Annotated in this window: 19 protein-coding genes and 1 tRNA gene; 11 read left to right on the top strand and 9 right to left on the bottom strand. The window is 67.6% G+C overall.

Translation table 11 applies throughout. From position 1 onward, the window contains the following. Positions 1-9 precede the first annotated feature (9 nt). The 5 genes from mtrB (at position 10) to secA (ending at position 8,050) form a co-directional block, all read left to right on the top strand. A complete protein-coding gene (gene mtrB, locus N1027_RS00305) occupies positions 10-1,758 on the top strand; it encodes an MtrAB system histidine kinase MtrB (protein ID WP_259503744.1) in 1,749 nt (582 codons plus the stop codon). Beyond that, entirely contained in the window at positions 1,751-3,433 is a 1,683-nt protein-coding gene (locus N1027_RS00300) for an LpqB family beta-propeller domain-containing protein (protein ID WP_259503742.1), read from the top strand. The genes mtrB and N1027_RS00300 overlap by 8 nt, the downstream gene beginning before the upstream one ends. A 64-nt stretch (positions 3,434-3,497) precedes the next feature. Then, positions 3,498-4,226 (top strand): ComF family protein, encoded by a 729-nt coding sequence (locus N1027_RS00295; RefSeq protein WP_259503741.1) that lies wholly within the window; start codon positions 3,498-3,500, stop codon positions 4,224-4,226. 75 nt (positions 4,227-4,301) lie between these two features. Next, a complete protein-coding gene (gene hpf, locus N1027_RS00290; RefSeq protein WP_259503739.1) occupies positions 4,302-5,018 on the top strand; it encodes a ribosome hibernation-promoting factor, HPF/YfiA family in 717 nt (238 codons plus the stop codon). A 125-nt stretch (positions 5,019-5,143) separates the two neighbouring features. Continuing rightward, the gene (gene secA / locus N1027_RS00285) at positions 5,144-8,050 is read left to right on the top strand and encodes a preprotein translocase subunit SecA (RefSeq protein ID WP_372499632.1); all 2,907 of its coding nucleotides are present in this window, start codon (positions 5,144-5,146) and stop codon (positions 8,048-8,050) included. 79 nt (positions 8,051-8,129) lie between these two features. Here the strand turns inward: secA and N1027_RS00280 are convergent, their stop codons facing one another. Continuing rightward, entirely contained in the window at positions 8,130-8,549 is a 420-nt protein-coding gene (locus N1027_RS00280; protein ID WP_259503738.1) for an Rv3235 family protein, read from the bottom strand. 360 nt (positions 8,550-8,909) lie between these two features. On the opposite strand from N1027_RS00280, the gene N1027_RS00275 reads away from it, so the two are divergent. Next, a complete protein-coding gene (locus N1027_RS00275) occupies positions 8,910-10,403 on the top strand; it encodes a sensor histidine kinase (RefSeq protein WP_259503736.1) in 1,494 nt (497 codons plus the stop codon). 81 nt (positions 10,404-10,484) lie between these two features. Here N1027_RS00275 and N1027_RS00270 read toward each other — a convergent pair whose 3' ends face one another. Then, positions 10,485-10,733 carry a WhiB family transcriptional regulator gene (locus N1027_RS00270; RefSeq protein WP_259503735.1) on the bottom strand — a complete coding sequence of 83 codons (249 nt, stop codon included), beginning with the start codon at positions 10,731-10,733 and terminating at the stop codon, positions 10,485-10,487. Between the two features lie 191 nt (positions 10,734-10,924). Here N1027_RS00270 and N1027_RS00265 point away from each other — a divergent pair, with 191 nt between their 5' ends. Then, positions 10,925-11,374, top strand: a complete 450-nt coding sequence (locus tag N1027_RS00265; RefSeq protein ID WP_259503733.1) for a hypothetical protein — start codon at positions 10,925-10,927, stop codon at positions 11,372-11,374. A 32-nt stretch (positions 11,375-11,406) separates the two neighbouring features. Here the strand turns inward: N1027_RS00265 and bcp are convergent, their stop codons facing one another. After that, positions 11,407-11,889: a thioredoxin-dependent thiol peroxidase gene (gene bcp / locus N1027_RS00260; RefSeq protein ID WP_259503731.1), complete on the bottom strand. Its 483-nt coding sequence runs from the start codon at positions 11,887-11,889 to the stop codon at positions 11,407-11,409. A gap of 107 nt (positions 11,890-11,996) precedes the next feature. Between bcp and N1027_RS00255 the strand changes: the two genes are divergently transcribed. Further along, positions 11,997-12,069, top strand: a tRNA-Lys gene (locus tag N1027_RS00255). Between the two features lie 110 nt (positions 12,070-12,179). On the opposite strand, the gene N1027_RS00250 is transcribed toward N1027_RS00255, so the two are convergent. After that, the gene (locus tag N1027_RS00250) at positions 12,180-13,082 is read right to left on the bottom strand and encodes an alpha/beta hydrolase (RefSeq protein WP_259503730.1); all 903 of its coding nucleotides are present in this window, start codon (positions 13,080-13,082) and stop codon (positions 12,180-12,182) included. Between the two features lie 59 nt (positions 13,083-13,141). Here N1027_RS00250 and N1027_RS00245 point away from each other — a divergent pair, with 59 nt between their 5' ends. Further along, positions 13,142-13,612 carry a MarR family winged helix-turn-helix transcriptional regulator gene (locus tag N1027_RS00245; protein ID WP_259503728.1) on the top strand — a complete coding sequence of 157 codons (471 nt, stop codon included), beginning with the start codon at positions 13,142-13,144 and terminating at the stop codon, positions 13,610-13,612. Positions 13,613-13,665: 53 nt separating this feature from the next. Here the strand turns inward: N1027_RS00245 and N1027_RS00240 are convergent, their stop codons facing one another. From N1027_RS00240 to N1027_RS00225, 4 genes are all read right to left on the bottom strand, one after another. Next, a complete protein-coding gene (locus N1027_RS00240; protein WP_259503726.1) occupies positions 13,666-14,088 on the bottom strand; it encodes a pyridoxamine 5'-phosphate oxidase family protein in 423 nt (140 codons plus the stop codon). A 20-nt stretch (positions 14,089-14,108) separates the two neighbouring features. Continuing rightward, a complete protein-coding gene (locus N1027_RS00235; RefSeq protein WP_259503724.1) occupies positions 14,109-14,672 on the bottom strand; it encodes a flavodoxin family protein in 564 nt (187 codons plus the stop codon). Between the two features lie 129 nt (positions 14,673-14,801). After that, positions 14,802-15,437: a response regulator gene (locus tag N1027_RS00230; RefSeq protein ID WP_259503722.1), complete on the bottom strand. Its 636-nt coding sequence runs from the start codon at positions 15,435-15,437 to the stop codon at positions 14,802-14,804. Then, entirely contained in the window at positions 15,434-17,011 is a 1,578-nt protein-coding gene (locus tag N1027_RS00225) for a sensor histidine kinase (RefSeq protein ID WP_259503720.1), read from the bottom strand. The genes N1027_RS00230 and N1027_RS00225 overlap by 4 nt, the downstream gene beginning before the upstream one ends. Positions 17,012-17,300: 289 nt before the next feature. Between N1027_RS00225 and N1027_RS00220 the strand changes: the two genes are divergently transcribed. Beyond that, positions 17,301-18,107: a universal stress protein gene (locus N1027_RS00220; protein ID WP_259503713.1), complete on the top strand. Its 807-nt coding sequence runs from the start codon at positions 17,301-17,303 to the stop codon at positions 18,105-18,107. On the opposite strand, the gene N1027_RS00215 is transcribed toward N1027_RS00220, so the two are convergent. After that, positions 18,082-19,947, bottom strand: a complete 1,866-nt coding sequence (locus tag N1027_RS00215) for a heavy metal translocating P-type ATPase (protein ID WP_259503711.1) — start codon at positions 19,945-19,947, stop codon at positions 18,082-18,084. The two genes, N1027_RS00220 and N1027_RS00215, sit on opposite strands and share 26 nt — an antisense overlap. Positions 19,948-20,117: 170 nt before the next feature. Here N1027_RS00215 and N1027_RS00210 point away from each other — a divergent pair, with 170 nt between their 5' ends. Continuing rightward, a complete protein-coding gene (locus N1027_RS00210; protein WP_259503709.1) occupies positions 20,118-20,378 on the top strand; it encodes a hypothetical protein in 261 nt (86 codons plus the stop codon).

Below are 20,378 nucleotides of genomic sequence, written 5' to 3'. Positions count from 1 at the left end.
CCGCGTCCGATGAGCGACTCGCCCGCCATCCGCAAGAGCCGGCTGGGCCCGACGGTGCTCCGCAGCTGGCAGAACTGGCGCGCCTGGCCGCGCGAGGTGGCGCGCGTCTGGCGGCGGTCGTTGCAGTTCCGCACGATCGTGATCACGGTGGCCCTGTCGGCGATCGCGGTGGTCGCCACCGGAACGTACATGTCGATCTCCATTGGCAACGACCTGTTCCAGTCGCGCCTGAACCAGGTGCTGGTCGAGTCGAAGAACGCGGCGACCGCGGCGCAGACCATCTTCGATTCCTCGGATGCGTCGGGCGAGGCATCCACCATCTCCCTGCTCAGTTCGGCGAAGTCGGCGATCATCGCCTCGTCGTCGAGTCGCCTGATCGCGCTCTACGCGACGCCGGGCGAAACCACGAATTCCACCACGGTGCTCTCGTTCGCGAGCCCCGAACTGGCCGACGGCGTGATCAGCGACCAGCTGCAGGCCGACGTCGCCGACGATCCGGACGACGTGCAGCAGTACTGGCAATCGGTGCCGCTCGTGAACGAGGCCGGTGGAACCGACCCGGGCATCATCGTGGGCTCCCCCCTCACCATCCCGGGCGCCGGCAACTTCGAGCTCTACATCGGCTACAACCTGGCCGAGGCCGAGCAGACCCTGGTCTTCGTGCAGCAGACGCTCTGGCTCGGCGGGCTCGCGCTCGTCATCCTGATCGGCCTGGTGGCGTGGTTGATCGTGCGCATCGTCGTGCAACCGATTCGGATGGCGGCCGAGACCAGCGAGAAGCTCGCGGCCGGCCACCTCGAGGTGCGCATCCCGGAGCGCGGCGAAGACGTCATCTCCACCTTGGCGCGCTCGTTCAACGGCATGGCCGACAGCATGCAGTCGCAGATCACCCAGCTCGCCGAACTCTCGCAGGTGCAGCAGCGCTTCGTCTCGGATGTGTCGCACGAGTTGCGCACGCCGCTGACCACCATCCGGTTGGCCGGTGACGTGCTCTACGACCAACGCGAATCCTTCCCGCCGGCCACCGGGCGCACCGCCGAGCTCCTGCACACCCAGACCGAGCGCTTCGAGGTGCTCTTGAGCGACCTTCTCGAGATCAGCCGCTTCGACGCCGGATCGGCGCATCTCGACACCGAGCCGACGAACCTGGTGCGACTGGCCGAAGACGCGATCGACCAGATGGAGTCGCTCGCCGAGAAGGCCGGGTCGCAGTTGCGCCTGGTGGCACCGGGCGGCTATTTCGAAGCCGAGGTCGACGGGCGGCGCATCCGTCGCATCGTGCGGAACCTTCTCGGCAACGCGATCGAGCACGGCGACGGCAAGCCCATCGTGGTGAGTGTCGACAGCGATGAGCACGCCGTTGCCCTCTCCGTGCGCGACTACGGGAGCGGGATGAGCGAGGCCGACGCCGAGCGCGTCTTCGATCGCTTCTGGCGGGCCGACCCCTCGCGCAAGCGCACCATCGGAGGAACCGGGCTGGGGCTCGCGATCTCGCTCGAAGACGCCACCCTGCACGGCGGGGTGCTCGAGGTGTGGTCGCGCCCGGGCGCGGGAAGCTGCTTCCGCCTGACACTGCCGCGCGTGCAGTCGCGGCCGGCCGGGGAGTCGCCGTTGCCGCTCGAGCCGCACGACGCCTACGGTGAGGCTCCGGCGGTGGCGGAGCTGCGGCCGCCGACACCGCCGGCATCGCCGACGTCGCCGACACCGCCGGCTCCGCCGAGCGACGACCGGGTGCAGACAGGAGCCGACCATGCGTAGACGACTCGGCACCACCCTGCTCGCGCTGCTCGGAGTGCTCCTGTTCGCGGGGCTCGCCGCCTGCAGCGGCATTCCGCGATCCGGAGCGGTGAAACCCGGCGACGCCCTCGGCACCGACGACGACATCGACGTCATCTTCCTCGCGGCCGACCCCGTGAAGGGCGCCTCTCAGCAGGACATCCTGAACGGCTTCATCCTGGCCGCGAAGAGCCCGCAAGACGACTATCAGATCGCCCGGCGCTACCTCACGAAGGCGGCAGCCGACTCCTGGAAGCCGAACGAGAGCGCGATCGTCGACACCGGTCCGCGACCCACGACGGCACTCAGCGACACCCAGCTGGAGATGAACGTCACCCCCGAGGCGAGGGTGGATTCCAACGGCGCGTACACCGAAAGCACCTCGAGCGCTCCGCTGCCGCTCGACTTCAGTTTCACGCAGGTCGACGGCGAATGGCGCATCAACTCGCTCGAAGACGGCATCGTGATCGAAGACCTCTTCTTCGACCAGGTCTTCAGTTCGCACGCCCTCTATTTCTACGATCCGACGTTCACCTACCTGGTGCCCGACCTCCGCTGGTTCCCCTCATCGGTCGCCGTGGGCACGCGCGTCGTGAAAGCCCTGCTGGCCGGCCCGTCGACCTGGCTCGGCGACGGCGCGGTGGTGACCGCGTTCCCCGACGGCACGACTACCACGGCGGTGGTCACGACGGGCGGGCAGACGCAGGTCGAGCTGTCGAACAACATCCTGCAATCGGATGCGAACGACCTCGAGCGGATGCAGTACCAACTGCGCACCAGTCTGAGCGACCTGGCCTCGGCCTCCAACGTCACCATCTCGGTCGATCAGAACATCGTGCCCATCCCCGGATCGAACATCGCGGCCCCTGACTCCGATCCGCGGGTCAACGCTCAGCCGTTGGTGCTGCGCGACGGCGCTTTCGGGTACGTGGCCGGTTCATCCGTCGCCGCCATTCCCGGAATCAGCGAAGGAGTGGAGGGCCTTCAGCCCCTCTCGGCCGCCTATTCCGCGACGGCGGACACCGCGGCGGTGAAGGCCTCCAACGGCCAGGTCTTCGCGGTGCGTGCCGGTGATGCGCCCGCGGTGCTCGACCAGCGCAGCGGCCTGATCGACCCCGCCGTCGACCCCTTCGGCTACGTCTGGGCGGTCCCGTCCGGCGCGCCGACCTCCGTGACCGTGTACGGGCCCGACGATTCGGGGGTGACGATCCCCACCAACTGGGACGGGGCATCCGCCATCACCTCGCTCGAGATCTCACGCGACGGCACCCGCGCGCTCGCGTTCCTCTCGGTCAACGGACTGCCGAAGTTGGTGGTGGCCGCCGTCATCCGCGACCAGGCCGGTGTTCCGCAGCGACTCGGCCAGCCGGTGGAACTCTCGACCGGCCAGGGAGTGCCGGTGGACGCGACCTGGGTCGATCAGCTCACGGTCGCTTCGGTCACGGCCTTGCCCTCGGGCGAGGATCGCGCGGTTGCCCAGGTGCTCGGCGGGCGCAGCTCGAGCCTCGGCGCGCCGGTCGGCGCGGTGTCGATCGCGGGTGGCAACGACCTCGACGGATTGCGGGTGCTCTCGAGCGACGGCGGTCTGCAGCAGCAGCGGGGGAGCGCCTGGCAGGCCACCACGACGGGCATCTCCCGGCTCGCTGTGCAGAACTGAAACTGCTCTCCACAGATCGCCTGCCGACCGCCGGGCACGGCGTCGAGCGGGCGACCATGGGAGCATGACCGCCTTTCGGCTCCTCCTCCCCTCCGTGCTCGGCGACTGGATCGCCGACGCCGCCACGGTGCTTCTGCCCGTCAGCTGTGCAGGGTGCGGCGCGCCCGACCGGGTGGTGTGTGCTGCCTGCCGACTCGAGCTGGCACCGCGCCTGGCCACCGTGCGGGCCGGTCCGTTGCCCGTTGCCGTCATCGTCGCGCTCGAGTACGGGGGCGTCGTCGCCCGCGTGCTCTCCGCGGTGAAGGAGCACGGGCGAACGGATGCGCTGCGCCTCCTCGCGCCGGCGATGCGCGCGGCCCTGTTGTGCGCCGTGTCCGCGGCCCGGAAGGGCGGGGTGACGGATGCGCAGATCGTCACCATGCCGTCGGCGCGGGCAGCGGTGCGGCGACGCGGCTACCGGCCGGTCGATCTCCTCGTGCACCGCGCCGGTCACCGGGTGGCACGGCCACCCGGACTCGTGCTCCGCCGGTCGATCGCCGACCAGGCTGGGCTGTCCGCAATCGAGCGCACGGCCAATCTGAGGGGGGCGATGCAGGCATCCGGAGCCCTGGCCGGGCGCGCGGTGCTGCTCGTCGACGACGTGCTGACGACCGGGTCGACCCTCGCCGAGGCGCATCGTGCCATCTCCGAACGAGGCGGTGTGGTGATCGGCGCGGCGTGTCTTGCACACACAGCGAAACGAAAGATGACTGAAAGGGTCTTAACCGGTGACAGTCCGGGGTTGGCGCAGTAGGTTGAACTGCACAAGGCGCGAACGCTCCCGACCTTGTGCCGGGGCTGCGCCGTTCAATATGGCTAGGAGGTCTCCATGGAAGTCAACATCACTGGAAGAAACCTAGGGATAACCGATCGATTTCGCGATTACGCGAGTGAGAAATCGGAGAAGGTCGCCCACCTCGCCGACAAGGCTCTCGCCCTCGAGATCAAGGTGTGTCGCCACAATTCCGCCAACGGAACCCAGTCCGGCGACGACCGCGTCGAACTGACGCTCATCGGGCCCGGCCCGCTGGTGCGTGCCGAGAGCGCGGCGTCTGACAAGTACGCGGCATTCGACCTCGCACTCGCGAAGCTGATGCAGCGCATCCGTCGGGCGAAAGACCGCAAGAAGGTGCATCGCGGGCAGCACCGCCCCGTGTCGTTGCACGAGGCGAGCACGGGCGGTTTCAGCATCATCGACGTGCGCCCCGCCGATTCCGAGGTGATCACGCGGCGCGAAGCCGCCGCCCCGGTGGCCGCGCCCGCGGCTGTGGACACCGCGCCCACTGATGATGGCGACGACGAGGTCTATTGCCCCGTCGTCATCCGCAAGAAGGTCTTCGGAGCCACTCCGATGACCGTCGACGACGCCCTCTACCACATGGAGCTCGTCGGCCACGATTTCTATCTGTTCATCGATTCCGAATCCGGTCGCCCCAGCGTCGTCTACCGACGCAAGGGCTGGGACTACGGGGTCATCGGTCTCGACGAGAACGCCGACGCGTTCTCCGAGCAGGAACCGGTCGCGGCAGGAGCCGCCGCCCAGTAGCGTTCGCCGTCGGAGTACTCCCACTGCAGCCGCAGCAGATGCGCCGCCGACGCTCAGGCACGACCAACTAGTATGGCTTGTGTTTGCGCGCACAGCGCAGCGACGACTGCAGTGGGAGAAAGTCCGTGGCCTCAGTTCTTGAAAAGGTCCTTCGTGTCGGCGAGGGCCGAACCCTTCGCAAGCTCCAGAACTACGCGAAAGCGATCAACGCGCTCGAAGAAGACTTCCAAGCGCTTTCCGATGAGGAGCTCAAAGATGAGACTCCGCGTCTGCGGGAGCGTTTCGAAGCCGGTGAGAGTCTCGATCACCTCCTTCCCGAGGCCTTCGCGGCCGTGCGCGAAGCATCCACCCGCACCCTGGGGCTCCGCCACTTCGACGTGCAGCTGATGGGTGGCGCGGCGCTTCATCTCGGCAACATCGCGGAGATGAAGACCGGTGAGGGAAAGACGCTGGTGGCCACCACGGCCGCCTATCTCAACGCCATCGCCGGCAAGGGCGTGCACGTCATCACGGTGAACGACTACCTCGCGGGCTACCAGAGCGAGCTGATGGGGCGCGTCTTCCGTGCGCTGGGCATGACCACGGGCGTCATCCTGGCCGGCCAGACCCCGGCCGAGCGCCGGGTGCAGTACGAAGCCGACATCACCTACGGCACCAACAACGAGTTCGGCTTCGACTACCTGCGCGACAACATGGCCTGGCAGGCCTCCGACATGGTGCAGCGCGGCCACTACTTCGCGATCGTCGACGAGGTCGACTCGATCCTGATCGATGAGGCGCGCACCCCGCTCATCATCTCCGGCCCCGCATCGGGTGAAGCGAACCGCTGGTTCAACGAGTTCGCTCAGATCGCCACGAAGCTCGTCGCCGAAGAAGACTACGAGGTCGACGAGAAGAAGCGCACCGTCGGTGTGCTGGAGCCCGGCATCGAGAAGGTCGAAGACTACCTCGGCATCGACAACCTCTACGAGTCGGCGAATACGCCGCTCATCTCCTTCTTGAACAACGCCATCAAGGCGAAGGCGCTGTTCAAGAAGGACAAGGACTACGTCGTGCTGAACGGCGAGGTGCTGATCGTCGACGAGCACACCGGCCGCATCCTGGCGGGGCGTCGTTACAACGAGGGCATCCACCAGGCGATCGAGGCCAAGGAGGGCGTGGCGGTCAAGGCCGAGAACCAGACCCTCGCCACGGTCACCCTGCAGAACTACTTCCGCCTCTACGAGAAGCTCTCCGGCATGACCGGTACGGCCGAGACCGAGGCCGCCGAGTTCATGAGCACCTACAAGCTGGGTGTCGTCTCGATCCCGACGAACAAGCCGATGCAGCGCATCGACCAGTCCGACCTCGTCTACAAGAACGAGCAGTCGAAGTTCGACCAGGTGGTCGAAGACATCGTGGAGCGGCACGAGAAGGGTCAGCCCGTTCTCGTCGGAACCACGAGCGTCGAGAAGAGCGAGTACCTCTCGCGGCTGCTCGCGAAGCGCGGCATCCGCCACGAGGTGCTGAACGCGAAGAACCACGCCCGTGAGGCTGCGATCGTCGCCCAGGCCGGCCGTCTCGGCTCGGTCACGGTGGCCACGAACATGGCTGGTCGTGGAACCGACATCATGCTCGGCGGCAACGCGGAGTTCCTGGCTGTTGCCGAGATGAACGCCCGAGGCCTCAGCCCGGTCGAGACCCCCGACGAGTACGAGGCGGCGTGGGACGAGGTGTTCACCTCGGTCAAGGCTGACGTGCAGAAGGAGGCCGACAAGGTCGTGGAGGCCGGCGGTCTCTACGTGCTCGGCACCGAGCGGCACGAATCGCGCCGCATCGACAACCAGCTCCGAGGCCGTAGCGGCCGTCAGGGCGACCCGGGGGAGAGCCGCTTCTACCTCTCACTCACCGACGACCTGATGCGCCTGTTCAACGCGGGCGCCGCCGAGAGCCTGATGGGCCGCTCGGGCGTGCCCGACGACCTGGCCATCGAGTCGAAGGTGGTCTCCCGCGCCATCCGGAGCGCTCAGTCGCAGGTCGAAGGGCGCAACGCCGAGATCCGCAAGAACGTGCTGAAGTACGACGATGTGCTGAACCGTCAGCGTGAGGCGATCTACAGCGACCGCCGGCACATCCTCGAGGGCGACAACTTGCAGGACCGCTCGCAGAAGTTCCTCGACGAGGTCATTGAGGAGATCATCTCCGACCACGCCGCGGGCGCTGCCGACGACTGGGACTTCGACGCCCTGTGGACCGAGTTGAAGACGCTCTACCCGATCTCCATCACCATCGACGAGGTCATCGCCGAGGCCGGCAGCAAGGGCCGCATCAATCGCGAGTTCGTCTCGCGAGAGATCCTCTCCGACGCCAAGTTCGCCTACAAGCGGCGCGAGGAGACGCTCGGCGAGGCCGCCATGCGCGAGCTGGAGCGTCGCGTCGTGCTCTCGGTGATCGACCGCCGGTGGCGCGATCACCTCTACGAGATGGACTACCTGAAAGACGGCATCGGCCTTCGCGCCATGGCCCAGCGCGACCCGCTGGTGGAATACCAGCGCGAGGGATTCGCTCTCTTCCAGTCGATGATGGGACAGATCCGCGAAGAGACCGTCGGCTTCCTGTTCAACCTGGAAGTCGAGGTGAACGCCTCGGCGAACGCCGTCGGTGCTCCGACCGTGGAGGCGAAGGGCCTCGCGCAGTCGAGTGCTCCGGCTGAGAAGCTGAGCTTCTCGGCGCCCAGCGACTCCGGCGGCGTGGAGGTGCGCAACCAGCGCGGCCAGATCGAGCAGGCGGCGAGTGCCCGAGCGCAGGAGGCACAGGAGCAGTCCGCTCCGGTGGCGAGTGCGTTCGCGCGCGGCGGCGCCGCTCCGTCGGCCGGGGCGAGCACGGGCCGACCGAGCACCCCCGCGAAGTCGGGTTCACCGGCGAAGTCGGGCGGCCAGAGTCAGGGCTCCGGATCGGGCGGCAGCTCGAGCGGCGGCCCGCGCACCCAGGGCAGCTCCGGAGGGTCGGGCAACCGGGCACAGCGACGGGCCCAGGGCAAGAAGAAGCGCTGACCGCAGAGTTCTCAGAACGTCGCGTCGACCACCCCGAATCGGGTTCGGTCGGCGCGACGTTCGTCGTTGAGGACACCGATCAGAGAACGTGCACAGCGCTGGCTCGCCACCGCGCATCGAGGGCTTCCAGCCGGATGGCGACGGCACGCGATCGGGCGCGGCCGTGCACGATCACCACCGCCTCCACGATGCCGTCCTGCGGCTCGCAGAGCACCGTCGTGCCCATGGTGAACGTCAGTCGCGACGGCGCTTCGCCGCGGGCCTGACGGGCGCGGGTGGAGAGCACGACCCGTTTCAGCAGGTGAGCGTACACGTCGGCCGAGAGCCAGCGGGAGATCTGATCGAGGTCGCGTGTGCCGGAGAGGATCTCGACGACGCAGCGCGCGAGGCTTTCGGCGAGCGGTTTCGGGTCGGAGAGCCGGCGTGCGGCCACAGGGGCGAGCGGCTCCGATGCGGGAAGCCCGTCGATCGTGCGCGTGGTCGTGGTGCGCCTGGTCACAGAAGCTCCTTCATGGGGTGCCGGTAAGTAAGGAATGCTCGGTAAAGCATCAGCGGCTGTTACTCAACCAGTGTCGAGTTGGGTTGTCCAGATGCGTTTGTGCCCTGTGGAAATCGCGGGCCGTGACGCCCTGCTGAGTGGCAATTGCTCATAACGCCCCGGTGCCCCGGACTGGTGGACTGTAGTCGCACACCAACCACACACTTCCGGCCGGGACGCCTGTTCCCCCGACCTGCCGCCTCCCGGCCGGAATCCAACGGCTCCCGTGATCGCTTCGTAGGGAAACGCGGTCACGGGAGCTTGCTCCCATCGGGGCGCCGACGAGCGGCCGCTCAGATTGGGCATCGTAGGCTAGAACCCGTGTCAACACTCAGCGATCTCGTCACTGCCCACGGCCGTTCCACTGAAGCCGATGTCGAGTGGTTGCATCTGCTGGTCAGCGACTGTCAGCTGTTGGCTGACCTGGCCTTCGCTGACATCGTGCTCTGGGTGCCGACGGTCGATGACACTTTCGTGGCGGTGGCGCACTCCCGCCCGTCGAGTTCGGCGACGCTCTTCTACCGCGACTTCGTGGGCCAGACCATCAAGCCCGAGTGGCGCAAACAGGTGACGGATGCGTTCGAGAGTGCCCAAATCGTCGATACGGCGGCCCCGGACTGGTATGAGGAGACTCCGACCCGTGTTCGTGCGGTGCCGGTGCTCCGACGACTCTCCGTCTCGGAGCAGACGACCACCGACCGTCCCATCGCCGTGATCACCCGGCACACGAACCTCAGTGAGGCGCGAACGCCCAGCCGCCAAGAGCTCACCTTCAACGAGTGCGCCAACGACCTGTTCTCGATGATCGCGGCCGGCGACTTCCCCGATCTCGGTGCCCCCACCGGTCCTCGCCGCGGCGCCCCGCGCGCATCCGACGGCCTGATCCGGCTCGACGTCGACGGCATCGTCACCTTCGCGAGCCCCAACGGACTCTCGGCGTTCAATCGAATGGGCTTCGCAGGAGAGCTCGAGGGTCAGTCGCTCGCCGAGGTCACCACCGGGCTCCTCAGCGGTCGCCTGATCGTCGACGAGTCGCTGCCCTTGGTCGTCACCGGTCGCGCCCCGTGGCGCACCGACATCGAGGCGAAGGGTGTCACGGTCTCGCTGCGCGCGATCCCGCTGCGCACCCGAGGGCACCGCTTCGGCGCCATCGTGCTGAGCCGTGACGTGACCGAGCTGCGGCACCAGGAGCGCGAGCTGATCACGAAAGACGCCACCATCCGCGAGATCCATCACCGCGTGAAGAACAACTTGCAGACCGTGGCGTCGTTGCTGCGCATCCAGGCCCGCCGCACCCACTCCGACGAGGCTCGGGATGCGCTCACCCAGGCCATGCGCCGGGTCGCCGCGATCGCGGTGGTGCACGACACCCTCTCCGAGGGCCTCAATCAGCGAGTCGACTTCGACACCGTCTTCGACCGGGTGCTGCTGCTCGTGGCCGAGGTGGCGTCGGCGCACAACACGACGGTGCATCCGAAGTCGTCGGGCAGTTTCGGCGTGCTGCCGAGCGAATACGCGACTCCGCTCGCGCTCGCGCTCACCGAGCTGGTGACGAACGCGGTGGAGCACGGACTCGCCGGTCAGGAGGGCGAGGTCGAGATCGTGGCCACGCGCTCGGAGGAGACGCTCACCGTCGAAGTGCGCGACAGCGGAACCGGACTGCCCGAAGGCAAGGTCGGTTCAGGGCTCGGCACGCAGATCGTGCGAACCCTCATCCAAGGCGAGCTCGGCGGAACGATCGACTGGCACACGATGGTCGGTTCAGGAACCGTGGTGACGATCGAGATCCCGTTCCGCTGGCTGAAGAAGCCGTAAACGAAAGAGCCGTGAGGCCACCGGTCTAGGGAACCGGCGGGCCTACGGCTTCAGTCGAGAAAGTAACTCTTGATCAGTGGGTCAGGATGCCCGGCGAGCTCGAGCGGCACGGCGCTTCAGCGCGCGACGCTCGTCTTCGCTCAGACCACCCCAGACTCCGGAGTCCTGACCGGTCTCCAGTGCGTACTGGAGACAGAGCTCGGTGACGGAGCATCGAGCGCAGACCGATTTCGCCTTGTCGATCTGATCCACTGCGGGGCCGGTGTTTCCTACGGGGAAGAAAAGTTCCGGGTCAGCGGTCAGGCAGGCGGCTTTGTCGCGCCAATCCATAGCGGGAGCTCCTTTGGATGCAGGGTGCTTCGGTCGAGAGACCGAAGACTTTCGGGTGAAGGTCAATGGCACTGTGGACGTTGCACCCAAGAGGAGGATGCACCCGCTCACGTCACTGTGAGCAACATTGACCTCAAGTATGGTCGCATACTGGTATTTGCAAATCAAGGGTTTTCTGATGGAGTACGGCCGTGAGTGACGATACGAACGACAGACCAACTCGCGGTGAACCCGCATCCTCCGGCCGGCCGGAGCTGCCCAAGCGGCCCGCCCTGCTCGTGCTGCTGGCGGTCATCGTCGGGGCGGAGGCGCTGGTCATGGCCGGTGTGGTGCTGTGGCTCGTGGTGGAGCTGATGACCGTTCGGCCGACCTCCTACGAGACGGCCGTCGCCATCCTGGTGTTGGCCGCCATCGCCGCGGTGTTCCTGGGGTTCGTCGCGGTGCACATCCTGCGCGCCCGTTCCTGGACGCGGGCCGCCACGCTCACCTGGCAGCTGCTGCAGGTCGTCATCGCGATCGGCTGCTTCCAGGGCATGGTGGCGACGCCGACGATCGGCTGGTACCTGCTCCTGCCGGCAGTGCTCGCCATCATCCTGCTGTTCACCCCACCGGTGGTCGCGGCCACGCGTCGCGACGTCTGAACCGGCGTCGCGCATCCGGATGTCGGGGGAGATCAGGCGTCGATCTTGAGTTTCTTGCGCAACGACGCGACGTGGCCGGTGGCCTTCACGTTGTAGAGCGCGAGGGTCACGACGCCCTCTTCGTCGATGACGAAGGTGGAGCGCAGCACGCCGGTGACGGTCTTGCCGTAGAGCGACTTCTCGCCCCAGGCGCCGTAGAGGTTGTGCACGGCGACATCCGGGTCGGAGAGCAGCGTGAAGTTGATGCCCTGTTCGTCGACCCACCCGCGGAGCTTGGACGGGAGATCGCGCGACACACCGAGCACGGTGTAGCCGGCGCTCTTCAGCGAGTTCAGGTTGTCGCGGAAGTCGCAGGCCTCCGTGGTGCAGCCCGGAGTTCCGGCCTCGGGGTAGAAGTAGAGGATGACGCGTCGACCGCGGTAATCGGAGAGCGAACGGGATGCGCCGTCTTCGTCGAGTAGGGTGAAATCCGGGGCCGTCTGGCCGGCTTCGATGCGGCCGCTCACGTCTGTCATGGCTCCATTATTTCGCATCCCGGCCGTGGCGGAAGCGGGTCGGGAGCGCGGTTCGCGCAAGCCCCGAAGAGCATGCTAATGTTGACGACTGGCTCGCCAAGAGCCGCGCACCTCTAGCTCAATCGGCAGAGCAACTGACTCTTAATCAGTGGGTTCAGGGTTCAAGTCCCTGGGGGTGCACCCTCTCTGGAAGGCCTTCGGCCCCGCGTAACTGCTGGGTTCGGAGGCCTTTCTTCATTCAGGAGTCAGAGCGCCTGCCCACACTTGATCGAACGTCGAAGGCCGACGGCTTACGCGATGCGGAGGCGCTGTTTGATGAACAGGGCTGCTCGGTCGATTGCTTCGTCGGCTTCGTCGATGAGTCCGACGAACGCGGGGAACACGTGGGGCACGCCGGCGACGACGTCGAGGATCACGTCGGTCTCGGCGGCGCGAGCCCGGTCGGCGAGGCGGACGGCGTCATCGAGCAGGAGCTCATTCGTCCCGACCTGCAGGAGCATCGGCGGGAACCCCGTGAGGTCGGCGTACACCGCCGGGGCGAGCAGCGGCTGCTCCGGGTTCTGGCCATCACGGTACAGCGCGCTCATCCGCTCCATCCCGGCGCGGGTGAAGAGCGGGTCAACGCCCTCCTTCGACGTCATCGACGCACCGGTGCGCGTCTGGTCCAGTCCGGGAGAGAAGGCGACGATCCCTGCGGGCATGGGCAGCCCGGCGTCGCGGGCGGCAATCGTCGTTGTGACCGCGAGGCCGCCTCCTGCGGAGTCGCCCGCGAACACGATGCCTGCCGGGTCGACGTCGTGATCGAGCAGGTCGCGGTAGGCGGAGAGGCAGTCGTTGATGGCCGCGGGGAACGGGTGTTCCGGAGCGAGTCGGTAGTCGACCGAGACCGCAGGCACGCCCGTACGCAGCACGAGGTGCGCGGTCAGCGCCATTGCGGTCTCGGGGGACCCGAGCGCGAACGATCCACCGTGCAGGTACAGGATGAGGCCGGGGCGCTCGCCGACGCGTGGCTCGACGCGCACGGCGCCTCGACCGCCGAGAGTGGTCGGCGTTCGCCTGACGCCCTCAGGCACGGGGAACCGACTCATGAAGTGCGCGAACCCCTGGCGCATTTGATCGACCGGCACCGGCGCATCCTCCTGCGGCGCCGCACGGAGCGTCGCGTTCAGCGCCTGTCGTTGTTCCCTGCTCATGGTGCTCCTCCTCGCCGCGCTATTTGGTTGCCGCGGCATACAACGCTAGACTGTATGCCGTGGCAAGCAAATCGGCAAGCGACGACCTCGTGCAGTGCTTCGACGATCTGGTTCGGGTCGAGACGCGTCTGTACAACGCGGTCGGTGAGACCCTGCGACGCGAGCACGGCATCGTGGCCGCGCAGTACGAAATCCTCCGCTACTTCAGCGACCACCCCGAGTCGCGGATTGCCGACGTCGCCACCAATTTCGCCGCCGGTGTCGGGGCGATCAGCAAGGGCGTCGACCGACTCGCCGCACGCGGCTTGGTCGATCGTCGACCGAACCCCGCAGACGGGCGATCGATGCTCGTGTTTCTCACTGACGCAGGCGCCGCGCTCCTCGCGGCAGCCGACGTGACGTTCCGTCGGCGACTTGCCGAACTCGTCGCCCAGACTGTCGACGACGACCAGGTGGAGACAGTCACCGCGCTCCTCCACACGCTCCGTGCCCGACTCGAGCGCGACCGGCTCGGCATGCCCGTCGGATGACACCAGCCTGCTCGGGTTCAAGTCCCTAGGGGTGCACTCACACCGGAAGGGCTTCAGTACCGGTCCGGTTCGGGGCCGCGGCGGAATCGTCGCCCGGAGACCGAGTTCGCGGCGATCCGCACGTACTCGTATTTGAGGGTGGGGATCCACGGGGTCAACGGCAGACGATCGGCCTCGTCGATCTCGCTCTGACGCTCGAGCCGGTATGCGGTGCCTTTGAGCACGACGCTCCAGGCCTCTTCGTCGCTGTAGCCATCGATCTCGAAAGCCGCGTTCGGTGCGATGACGAGCTCGAGCAGCTTCGTGCCGGGTGCCGTGCGGAGAAGAATCGAGTCCCGCTCGGCCAGGTAGTTGACCGGAAAGATATCGATCTCGCCGCCGACGCCCATCGCGAGTCGCCCGAGCTCCTGCGATCGCAGTAGCTCCCAGCACTCCTCGGAGTCCAATTCGTGCACGTCGCCTTCGCCTTGCCACATGATCGTCTCCTCCGCCTCGTTCAGCCCTCGTCGGCGCCGCGATCGGCGTGCGCCAGAAGTTCGGATGCCTGCGCGCCGAGGGCTTCCCCCCAGGCACGCGCGCGGATGAGTTCGTCGTCCTCCAGCCGGTTGTCCTTCGTGACGAGGAAGTTCTCCGCGTCGGCGACCCGACGACTGCCGCGATGACGCAGTGCCCGGTCGATCTGCGCCGCGGCGTTGCCGCTCAGCAGCACGGGCATGTCGGCGCGAGTGGCGAAAGCGGCGAACAGGGGCGACACGATCGTCAGCGGATCGTCGGACCAGTCTCGGATGCCGCGCCCCGGTGCCTCTGGCTCGAGCGTCAGATGCTTGCTCGCGTCATCGGCCCATTTCGCGGCTTCTTCCCGTGTGGTGGCCCGCGTCATCCCGTGCACATGCGTCGGGCCCCCGACGACCATCACGTCGGCCTCGCGGCCGTCGTCCATCCCGAGCTGATTGACATTGATCACCGTCGCCGCAGCACGCGTCGCCAGGCCGTCGCGGATCGCTTCGGCGATCGCCTTCGTGTTGCCGAACATCGATTCGTAGATCACCAGTGCCCTCATCGTCGACTCCGTTCTTCGTGGTTCACCGCCATCCTCACGGGGGCACGCGCGAAGGAATAGGGCCCTAGGTCCCGTGCACGAAGACGCGCGCGACCTTCGGCCCTGCGTGCGGCAGAGGCCTCGACGAGATCATGGCCTTCGACGGCGCTCGGATTGGAACACAGCCGCCTGCGTCCGGCGCTCCAGGCCGAGCTTGCTGAGCAGGCTCGAGACGTAGTTCTTCACGGTCTTCTCGGCCAATGACAGCCGGTCGCCGATCTGGCGATTCGTCAGGCCTTCACCGATCAGCGCGAGGATCTGCCGCTCTCGGAGGCTGAGCGAATCGAAGCGGGGGTCGCCTTCGTCGACCGACTTCATGCGCTGCGAAGCTCGGCGAGTGAGAGCGGGATCCATCAGCGACCGGCCCGCGGCGACAGCGCGTACGGCGTCGATCAGGCCGGTTCCGCGCACATCCTTCAGCACGTAGCCGGACGCGCCCGCAACCACGGCCGAAAACAGCGCCTCGTCGTCGTCGTAGCCGGTGAGGATGAGGCAGTGCACATCCGGGTGCCGTGACCGGATGTCGCGGCACAGGTCGATGCCGCTGCCGTCGGGAAGTCGCACGTCGAGCAGCGCCACATCGGGGAGGGTCGCCGCGATCCGCCCAGTCGCCTGCCCGACCGTCCCCGCTTCTCCGACGATCTCGACATCCTGTTCCGCGTCCAGGAGGTCGCCGATGCCTCGGCGGACGATCTCGTGGTCGTCGACCAGGAAGACACGGATCATCGATTCTCCTCGTCGTCCAGTTCGGGGTAGGGCACCTGCCATCGCACGCTGGTGTCGCCCGGCGCGGATTCGATGACGAGCGAACCGCCCCGGCGGGCGGCTCGCTCTTCGAGGTTGCGCAATCCGCTCCGGCGCCCGTCCGTGGGAATCCCGCGCCCGTCGTCGCGAACCGTGAGGGTGACCATTCCGTCGGCGGCCCCCAATTCCAGAGTGGCGCGGCCGGCGCCCGCGTGGCGCGACACATTGGAGAGGCACTCGCGCGCGACCGCGGTGACGTCGTCGGCCAGGTCATCGGTGACCACCAGATCGACCGGCCCGGAAAACCTGGTGGTCGGCGGTTGCGGCATTCCCACGGAGGCGTCCCGAGCGAGGTCGAGCAGGGAATGCCGGACGGACCCGTTGCGCGCGCCGGGGGAGGAGAGGGCGAAGATGACCGTTCTGATCTGCGCGATGCTCTCATCGATCCGCGCCACTGCCCCGGCCAGCTTGTCGGCTGTGGCGCCCGGGCCCGACCGCCCGATGAGACCCTGCAGCTCCAGACCGGTGCCGAACAACTGCTGGATCACGTGGTCGTGCAGGTCGCGCGCGATCCGTCCCCGGTCTTGCAGAAGAAGCATCCGCTGCTGATCCTCACGTGCCGCGGCGAGTTCCAGCGCCACGGCAGCCCGGTTCACGAAGTCGTCGGCGATCTCGAGGTCCAAAGCGCTGAACCGTTGCGCTCCGGGCTCGCGAGCGATCACGGCGACAGCGAACGTGTTTCCTCCGGCGTTCAGGGGCACGGCCAGCATCGGCCCGGCGCCGCTGTCGTCGCCGAGGGCCAGCGGATCGGCCTCAGCGGGGAGCGACTCCGGCACAGACCGGGCGCTGCGCGATTCGAAGACGGCACCGGCGACGGTATCGGCGGCATGGCGCGGGAGATCCATCACCTCGCCCCGTGGTCCGCGGGCGACGGTCACGCTGAGGTGGCCATCGACGCTTTCTTCCTCGACGAGGCAGACCCTTCCGGCTTCGGCGAGCTGGAGGAGCTGCTCGGCGAGCTCTTGGAGGCCGACCTGCCGGCTGGTCGAGAGGATCGTCGCCGATGTCTCCGCAGCGGCCGCCATCCACTTCTCCCGCGCTTGGGCCTCTGCGAAAAGGCGTGCGTTCTCGATGGCGAATCCCGCGGTGGCCGCCAAGGAGGTGATCAGCTGCTCGTCCTCCGCGGAGAAGGCGCCGCCTCGCTGATTCGTGAGGTAGAGGTTTCCGAACACGGACTCGCGCACCCGGATCGGGACGCCGAGAAAACTCTCCATCGGTGGGTGGTGCGCAGGGAACCCCGTCGATCGGGCGTCGTCGGTGATGTGCTCGAGACGGATGGCGTGCGGGTCGTCGATGAGGGCCCCGAGAAGCCCGTGCCCTTCCGGGAGATGGCCGATCTGCTCTTCGTCGCGCGGCGTCATCCCGACGTAGATGAACTGTTCGAGGCCGCCCTGCGGTGAGATGACGCCGATCGCGCCGTACTCCGCGTCGACCAGTTCGACCGCCGCCTCGACGATGCGCTTCAACACAACCGGCAACTCGATCTGTTCGACCACCGCCCGATTCGCGTGCAACAGGGCCCGTAACCGACCCTGCGTCTTCATGACGTCAGCCGCTCTCGAAACGAGATCGCTCAACGCGCGGTCCAATTCGGCGCGCGGCGCATCCGGGAATGTGAGGGGGTCGTCGCCCGCCATCGTTTCCTCCGCCTAGCGCCGGTGCGTGCGGCCACTCTACTCCGCTCGCCAGGCGGGTGCCCCGGGGGACTTTCGGCCCTGCCCACTCGGCCACCGGGCTGGGATCGTGAGAGGAGATGAAGCGCTGAATCATCGGAAGGAGCAGGCCGTGAACGGATCCATACTGGTCGGCGTCGATGGCACGACGATCGGCCGAGCCGCTCTCAGCTGGGCTCTCGACCGGGCACTCGACCGGGATCACGACGTGCGGCTGCTGCACGTCGTGGACGACGAGTGGGGGACCGTCGGGCTGAGCGCTCGACGGGAACTGCGCGCCACGGGCGAACTCACTTTGCAGGACGCGGTGGACTTCGCACGCGCGACCCAGCCGGCGGTCTGCGTGCGCGGCGAGATCATCGAGGGCGAGCCGATGATGGTTCTGGCGGAACAGTCCGAGAACGCGGAACTCGTCGTCGTAGGGACGCACAAGGCAGGATTCGTTCGAGGCCAGGTGTTCGGCTCGAGGTCTGTGCAATTGGCAGCCACCTCCCGGGCGCCCCTTGCGGTCGTTCCGCAGGTGCCCTACCGCAGCCGTCGTGGCGGCATCGCGGCAGGTGTCGACGACTCGCCGGCGTCGCGACTGGCGGTCGAATTCGCGGCGCGCGAGGCTGCGCGGATGCAGCAACATCTCACCCTCTTCCGGTGTGTCGGTGTCGCCGATCACGGCGCGATGTCGGATGCCATCATCGAGCAGGCGCTGGACGCAGCCGACCTCATCGTCGGCGCCCGGCCCCGTGCTCGGGTGATGCAGCGGCCGGCGGCCGAGGTGCTGGTCGAGGCCACCCGCTCGATGTCTCTCGTGGTGATCGGCCGGCCGGATCGCGCCGGAACGCAGGGACGCGGCCTGGGGCACGTCGGTCACGACGTGCTGATCAACCTGGCCGGGCCGGTCATCGTGGTGCCGGAGACGGCCTGACCGGGTCGCGCAACGCGCGCAGCGCGTTGAGGATGCAGACCAGATCGACTGCCTCCTGGATGCCGGCGCCGACCGCGGCGGGGATGATCCCGAACGCGGCGATGGTCATGAGCGCGACGCTCAGCACGATTCCGATCCAGATGCTCTGCAGGGCGATCCGCACACTGCCCTGACCGATCACCACCGCAGTCGCGGCCTTCGACAGGTCGTCGAGCAGGATGACGACGTCGGCCGAATCACTCGCGGCGGTCGCCCCTCGGGCGCCCATGGCGATGCCCACATCGGCGGCGGCGAGAACCGGGGCGTCGTTCACGCCGTCGCCCACCATGACGACGGGCCGATCGGTCAGCTGCGCGACGGCTTCGACCTTGTCGGCGGGCAGGCATCCGGACCGCACATCCGTGATTCCCGCCTCGGCCGCGATCGCGTGCGCGGTGGGGGCCGCGTCACCCGTGAGCATGATGATGCGGCGAACGCCTCGCCGCAGCAACTCGGCGATGGTCGAGGTGGCGTTCGCCCTCAACCCGTCGTGCGCGATGATGGCGCCGGCGAACACCTCGTCGACGGCGACGTAGATGGCGAGTTCGCCGGGGTCGAGGTCGTAGGCGGTGGCTGCCGGGGCGCGCTCCGACACGAAGGAGAGCTTTCCGACCCGCACCTCCCCGGCCGCGAATCGGGCTTCGACTCCCGCGGTGGCGACCTCACGCGCGACCTCGGTCTCTTCGAGATCCAGGTCGGCGGCGGTGGCGTCGCGGATGATCGACTCGGCCAGCACGTGACTCGAGTACTGCTCGGCCGACGCGGCAAGACGGAGGAGCTCGCGTTCGGTGAACCCGTTCTCCACCCGGATGCGGGTGATGGTCGGCCGCCCTTCGGTGAGCGTTCCCGTCTTGTCGAACACGACGCTCCGCGCGCGCGAAAGTGTTTCGAGCACGGCTCCGCCCTTCACGATGATGCCGTTCTTGGCCGCGCGGCTCATCCCCGCCATGAAGGCGATCGGCGCGGCGATGATCAACGGACACGGCGTCGCGAGCACGAGCACTTCGGCGAAGCGCACGGGGTCACCCGAAACGGCCCAAGCGACGCCGCCGATCACGAGCGCGAGCGCCGTGAACGGGAGGGCGAAACGGTCGGCTAGCCGCACCACGGGCGCGGGACGGGAGGCTGCCTCGGTGACGAGCAGCACGATGCTCTGATACTGGCTGTGCCGCGCATCCGCTGTCGCGGTCATCGTCACCGCGGCGGCCCCGTTGATCGAACCGCTGAGCACCAGGTCGCCACCGCGGTGCTCGACCGGCATGCTCTCACCGGTCAGCGACGACTCGTCGAACTCCGCGGCCACGGTCTCCTCAGCCAGCACACCGTCGACCGGCACGATCTCCGACGGCCTCACCAGGAGGTGATCTCCCGCGGCGACATCGCCGACGCCGACCTCCTCGAGTGCGCCGGAAGGCGTTATCCTGTGCGCGGATCGCGGCGCGCGGTCGATGAGTCCCTTCAGCTCGCGCTCGGCTCGCGCCTGGGCGAAGTCCTCCAGCGCTTCGCCACCGGTGAGCATGAGCACGATGATCAGCGAGGCGAGGAGTTCGCCGACTAGAACGGTCGACACGATGGCCACCACCGCCAAGACGTCGACACCGATGACACCTTGGCGCAGGCGCCGGATCATCCGCACCGACTCGAGCACAGCGATCCCCGATGCGAACACCGCGACGATCACCGCTGCGGCGAACTGCCATCCCACGAGCCACAGGACGCCGGCGACCACGCCGACGCCGACCGTGGCGACGACGAGCGGATAGCGGATTCGTTTCACCGGGGACAGGTCAGTCGCGAGCACATCGAGCACCTCCGTGGAGTCGAACAGGGTCTGCTCTCAGGATCGGCCCTTCGGGCAGGGCGACGGCAGTGCCATTGGTCCCGTCGCCACGGGACCTTCGGCACTGCCGCGGCCGCGCGGTGCGTTCTAGCGTCGACGTGTCGGACCAGCGGCCACGAGCGGAGCACACCATGACGATGACGGAATCACCGGAGCACACCACCGACGCCCGCATCCAGCAGCAGGCGGTGCGCTCGGAGGTGCAATGGACCCCCGAGCTCGAGGACACCGCGATCGGCGTCTCCGGCGTCACCACGGCCGTCGATGAGATCACGGTCGCCGAATGGGCGTATCAGCGCAAGGCAGCTCAGCGCTCTGTGCAGATGCTCCCGATGGTGCGCGGAGTCGTCAACCAGCTGGTGGCGCACGACGACATCAGGGTTGTTGGTTGA

It is taken from the genome of Herbiconiux aconitum, assembly GCF_024979235.1.
Classification (GTDB): Bacteria; Actinomycetota; Actinomycetes; order Actinomycetales; family Microbacteriaceae; genus Herbiconiux; species Herbiconiux aconitum.
This window is presented reverse-complemented; position numbering and strand designations above follow the sequence as displayed.

Coding starts and splice junctions, on each gene's coding strand:
- N1027_RS00235 (WP_259503724.1), bottom strand. CDS start 14,672: ATGAGGGCACTGGTGATCTACGAATCGATGTTCGGCAACACGAAGGCG.
- N1027_RS00230 (WP_259503722.1), bottom strand. CDS start 15,437: ATGATCCGTGTCTTCCTGGTCGACGACCACGAGATCGTCCGCCGAGGC.
- N1027_RS00240 (WP_259503726.1), bottom strand. CDS start 14,088: ATGTGGCAAGGCGAAGGCGACGTGCACGAATTGGACTCCGAGGAGTGC.
- N1027_RS00270 (WP_259503735.1), bottom strand. CDS start 10,733: ATGGATTGGCGCGACAAAGCCGCCTGCCTGACCGCTGACCCGGAACTT.
- mtrB (WP_259503744.1), top strand. CDS start 10: ATGAGCGACTCGCCCGCCATCCGCAAGAGCCGGCTGGGCCCGACGGTG.
- N1027_RS00300 (WP_259503742.1), top strand. CDS start 1,751: ATGCGTAGACGACTCGGCACCACCCTGCTCGCGCTGCTCGGAGTGCTC.
- bcp (WP_259503731.1), bottom strand. CDS start 11,889: ATGACAGACGTGAGCGGCCGCATCGAAGCCGGCCAGACGGCCCCGGAT.
- N1027_RS00295 (WP_259503741.1), top strand. CDS start 3,498: ATGACCGCCTTTCGGCTCCTCCTCCCCTCCGTGCTCGGCGACTGGATC.
- N1027_RS00250 (WP_259503730.1), bottom strand. CDS start 13,082: ATGAGCAGGGAACAACGACAGGCGCTGAACGCGACGCTCCGTGCGGCG.
- hpf (WP_259503739.1), top strand. CDS start 4,302: ATGGAAGTCAACATCACTGGAAGAAACCTAGGGATAACCGATCGATTT.
- N1027_RS00210 (WP_259503709.1), top strand. CDS start 20,118: ATGACGATGACGGAATCACCGGAGCACACCACCGACGCCCGCATCCAG.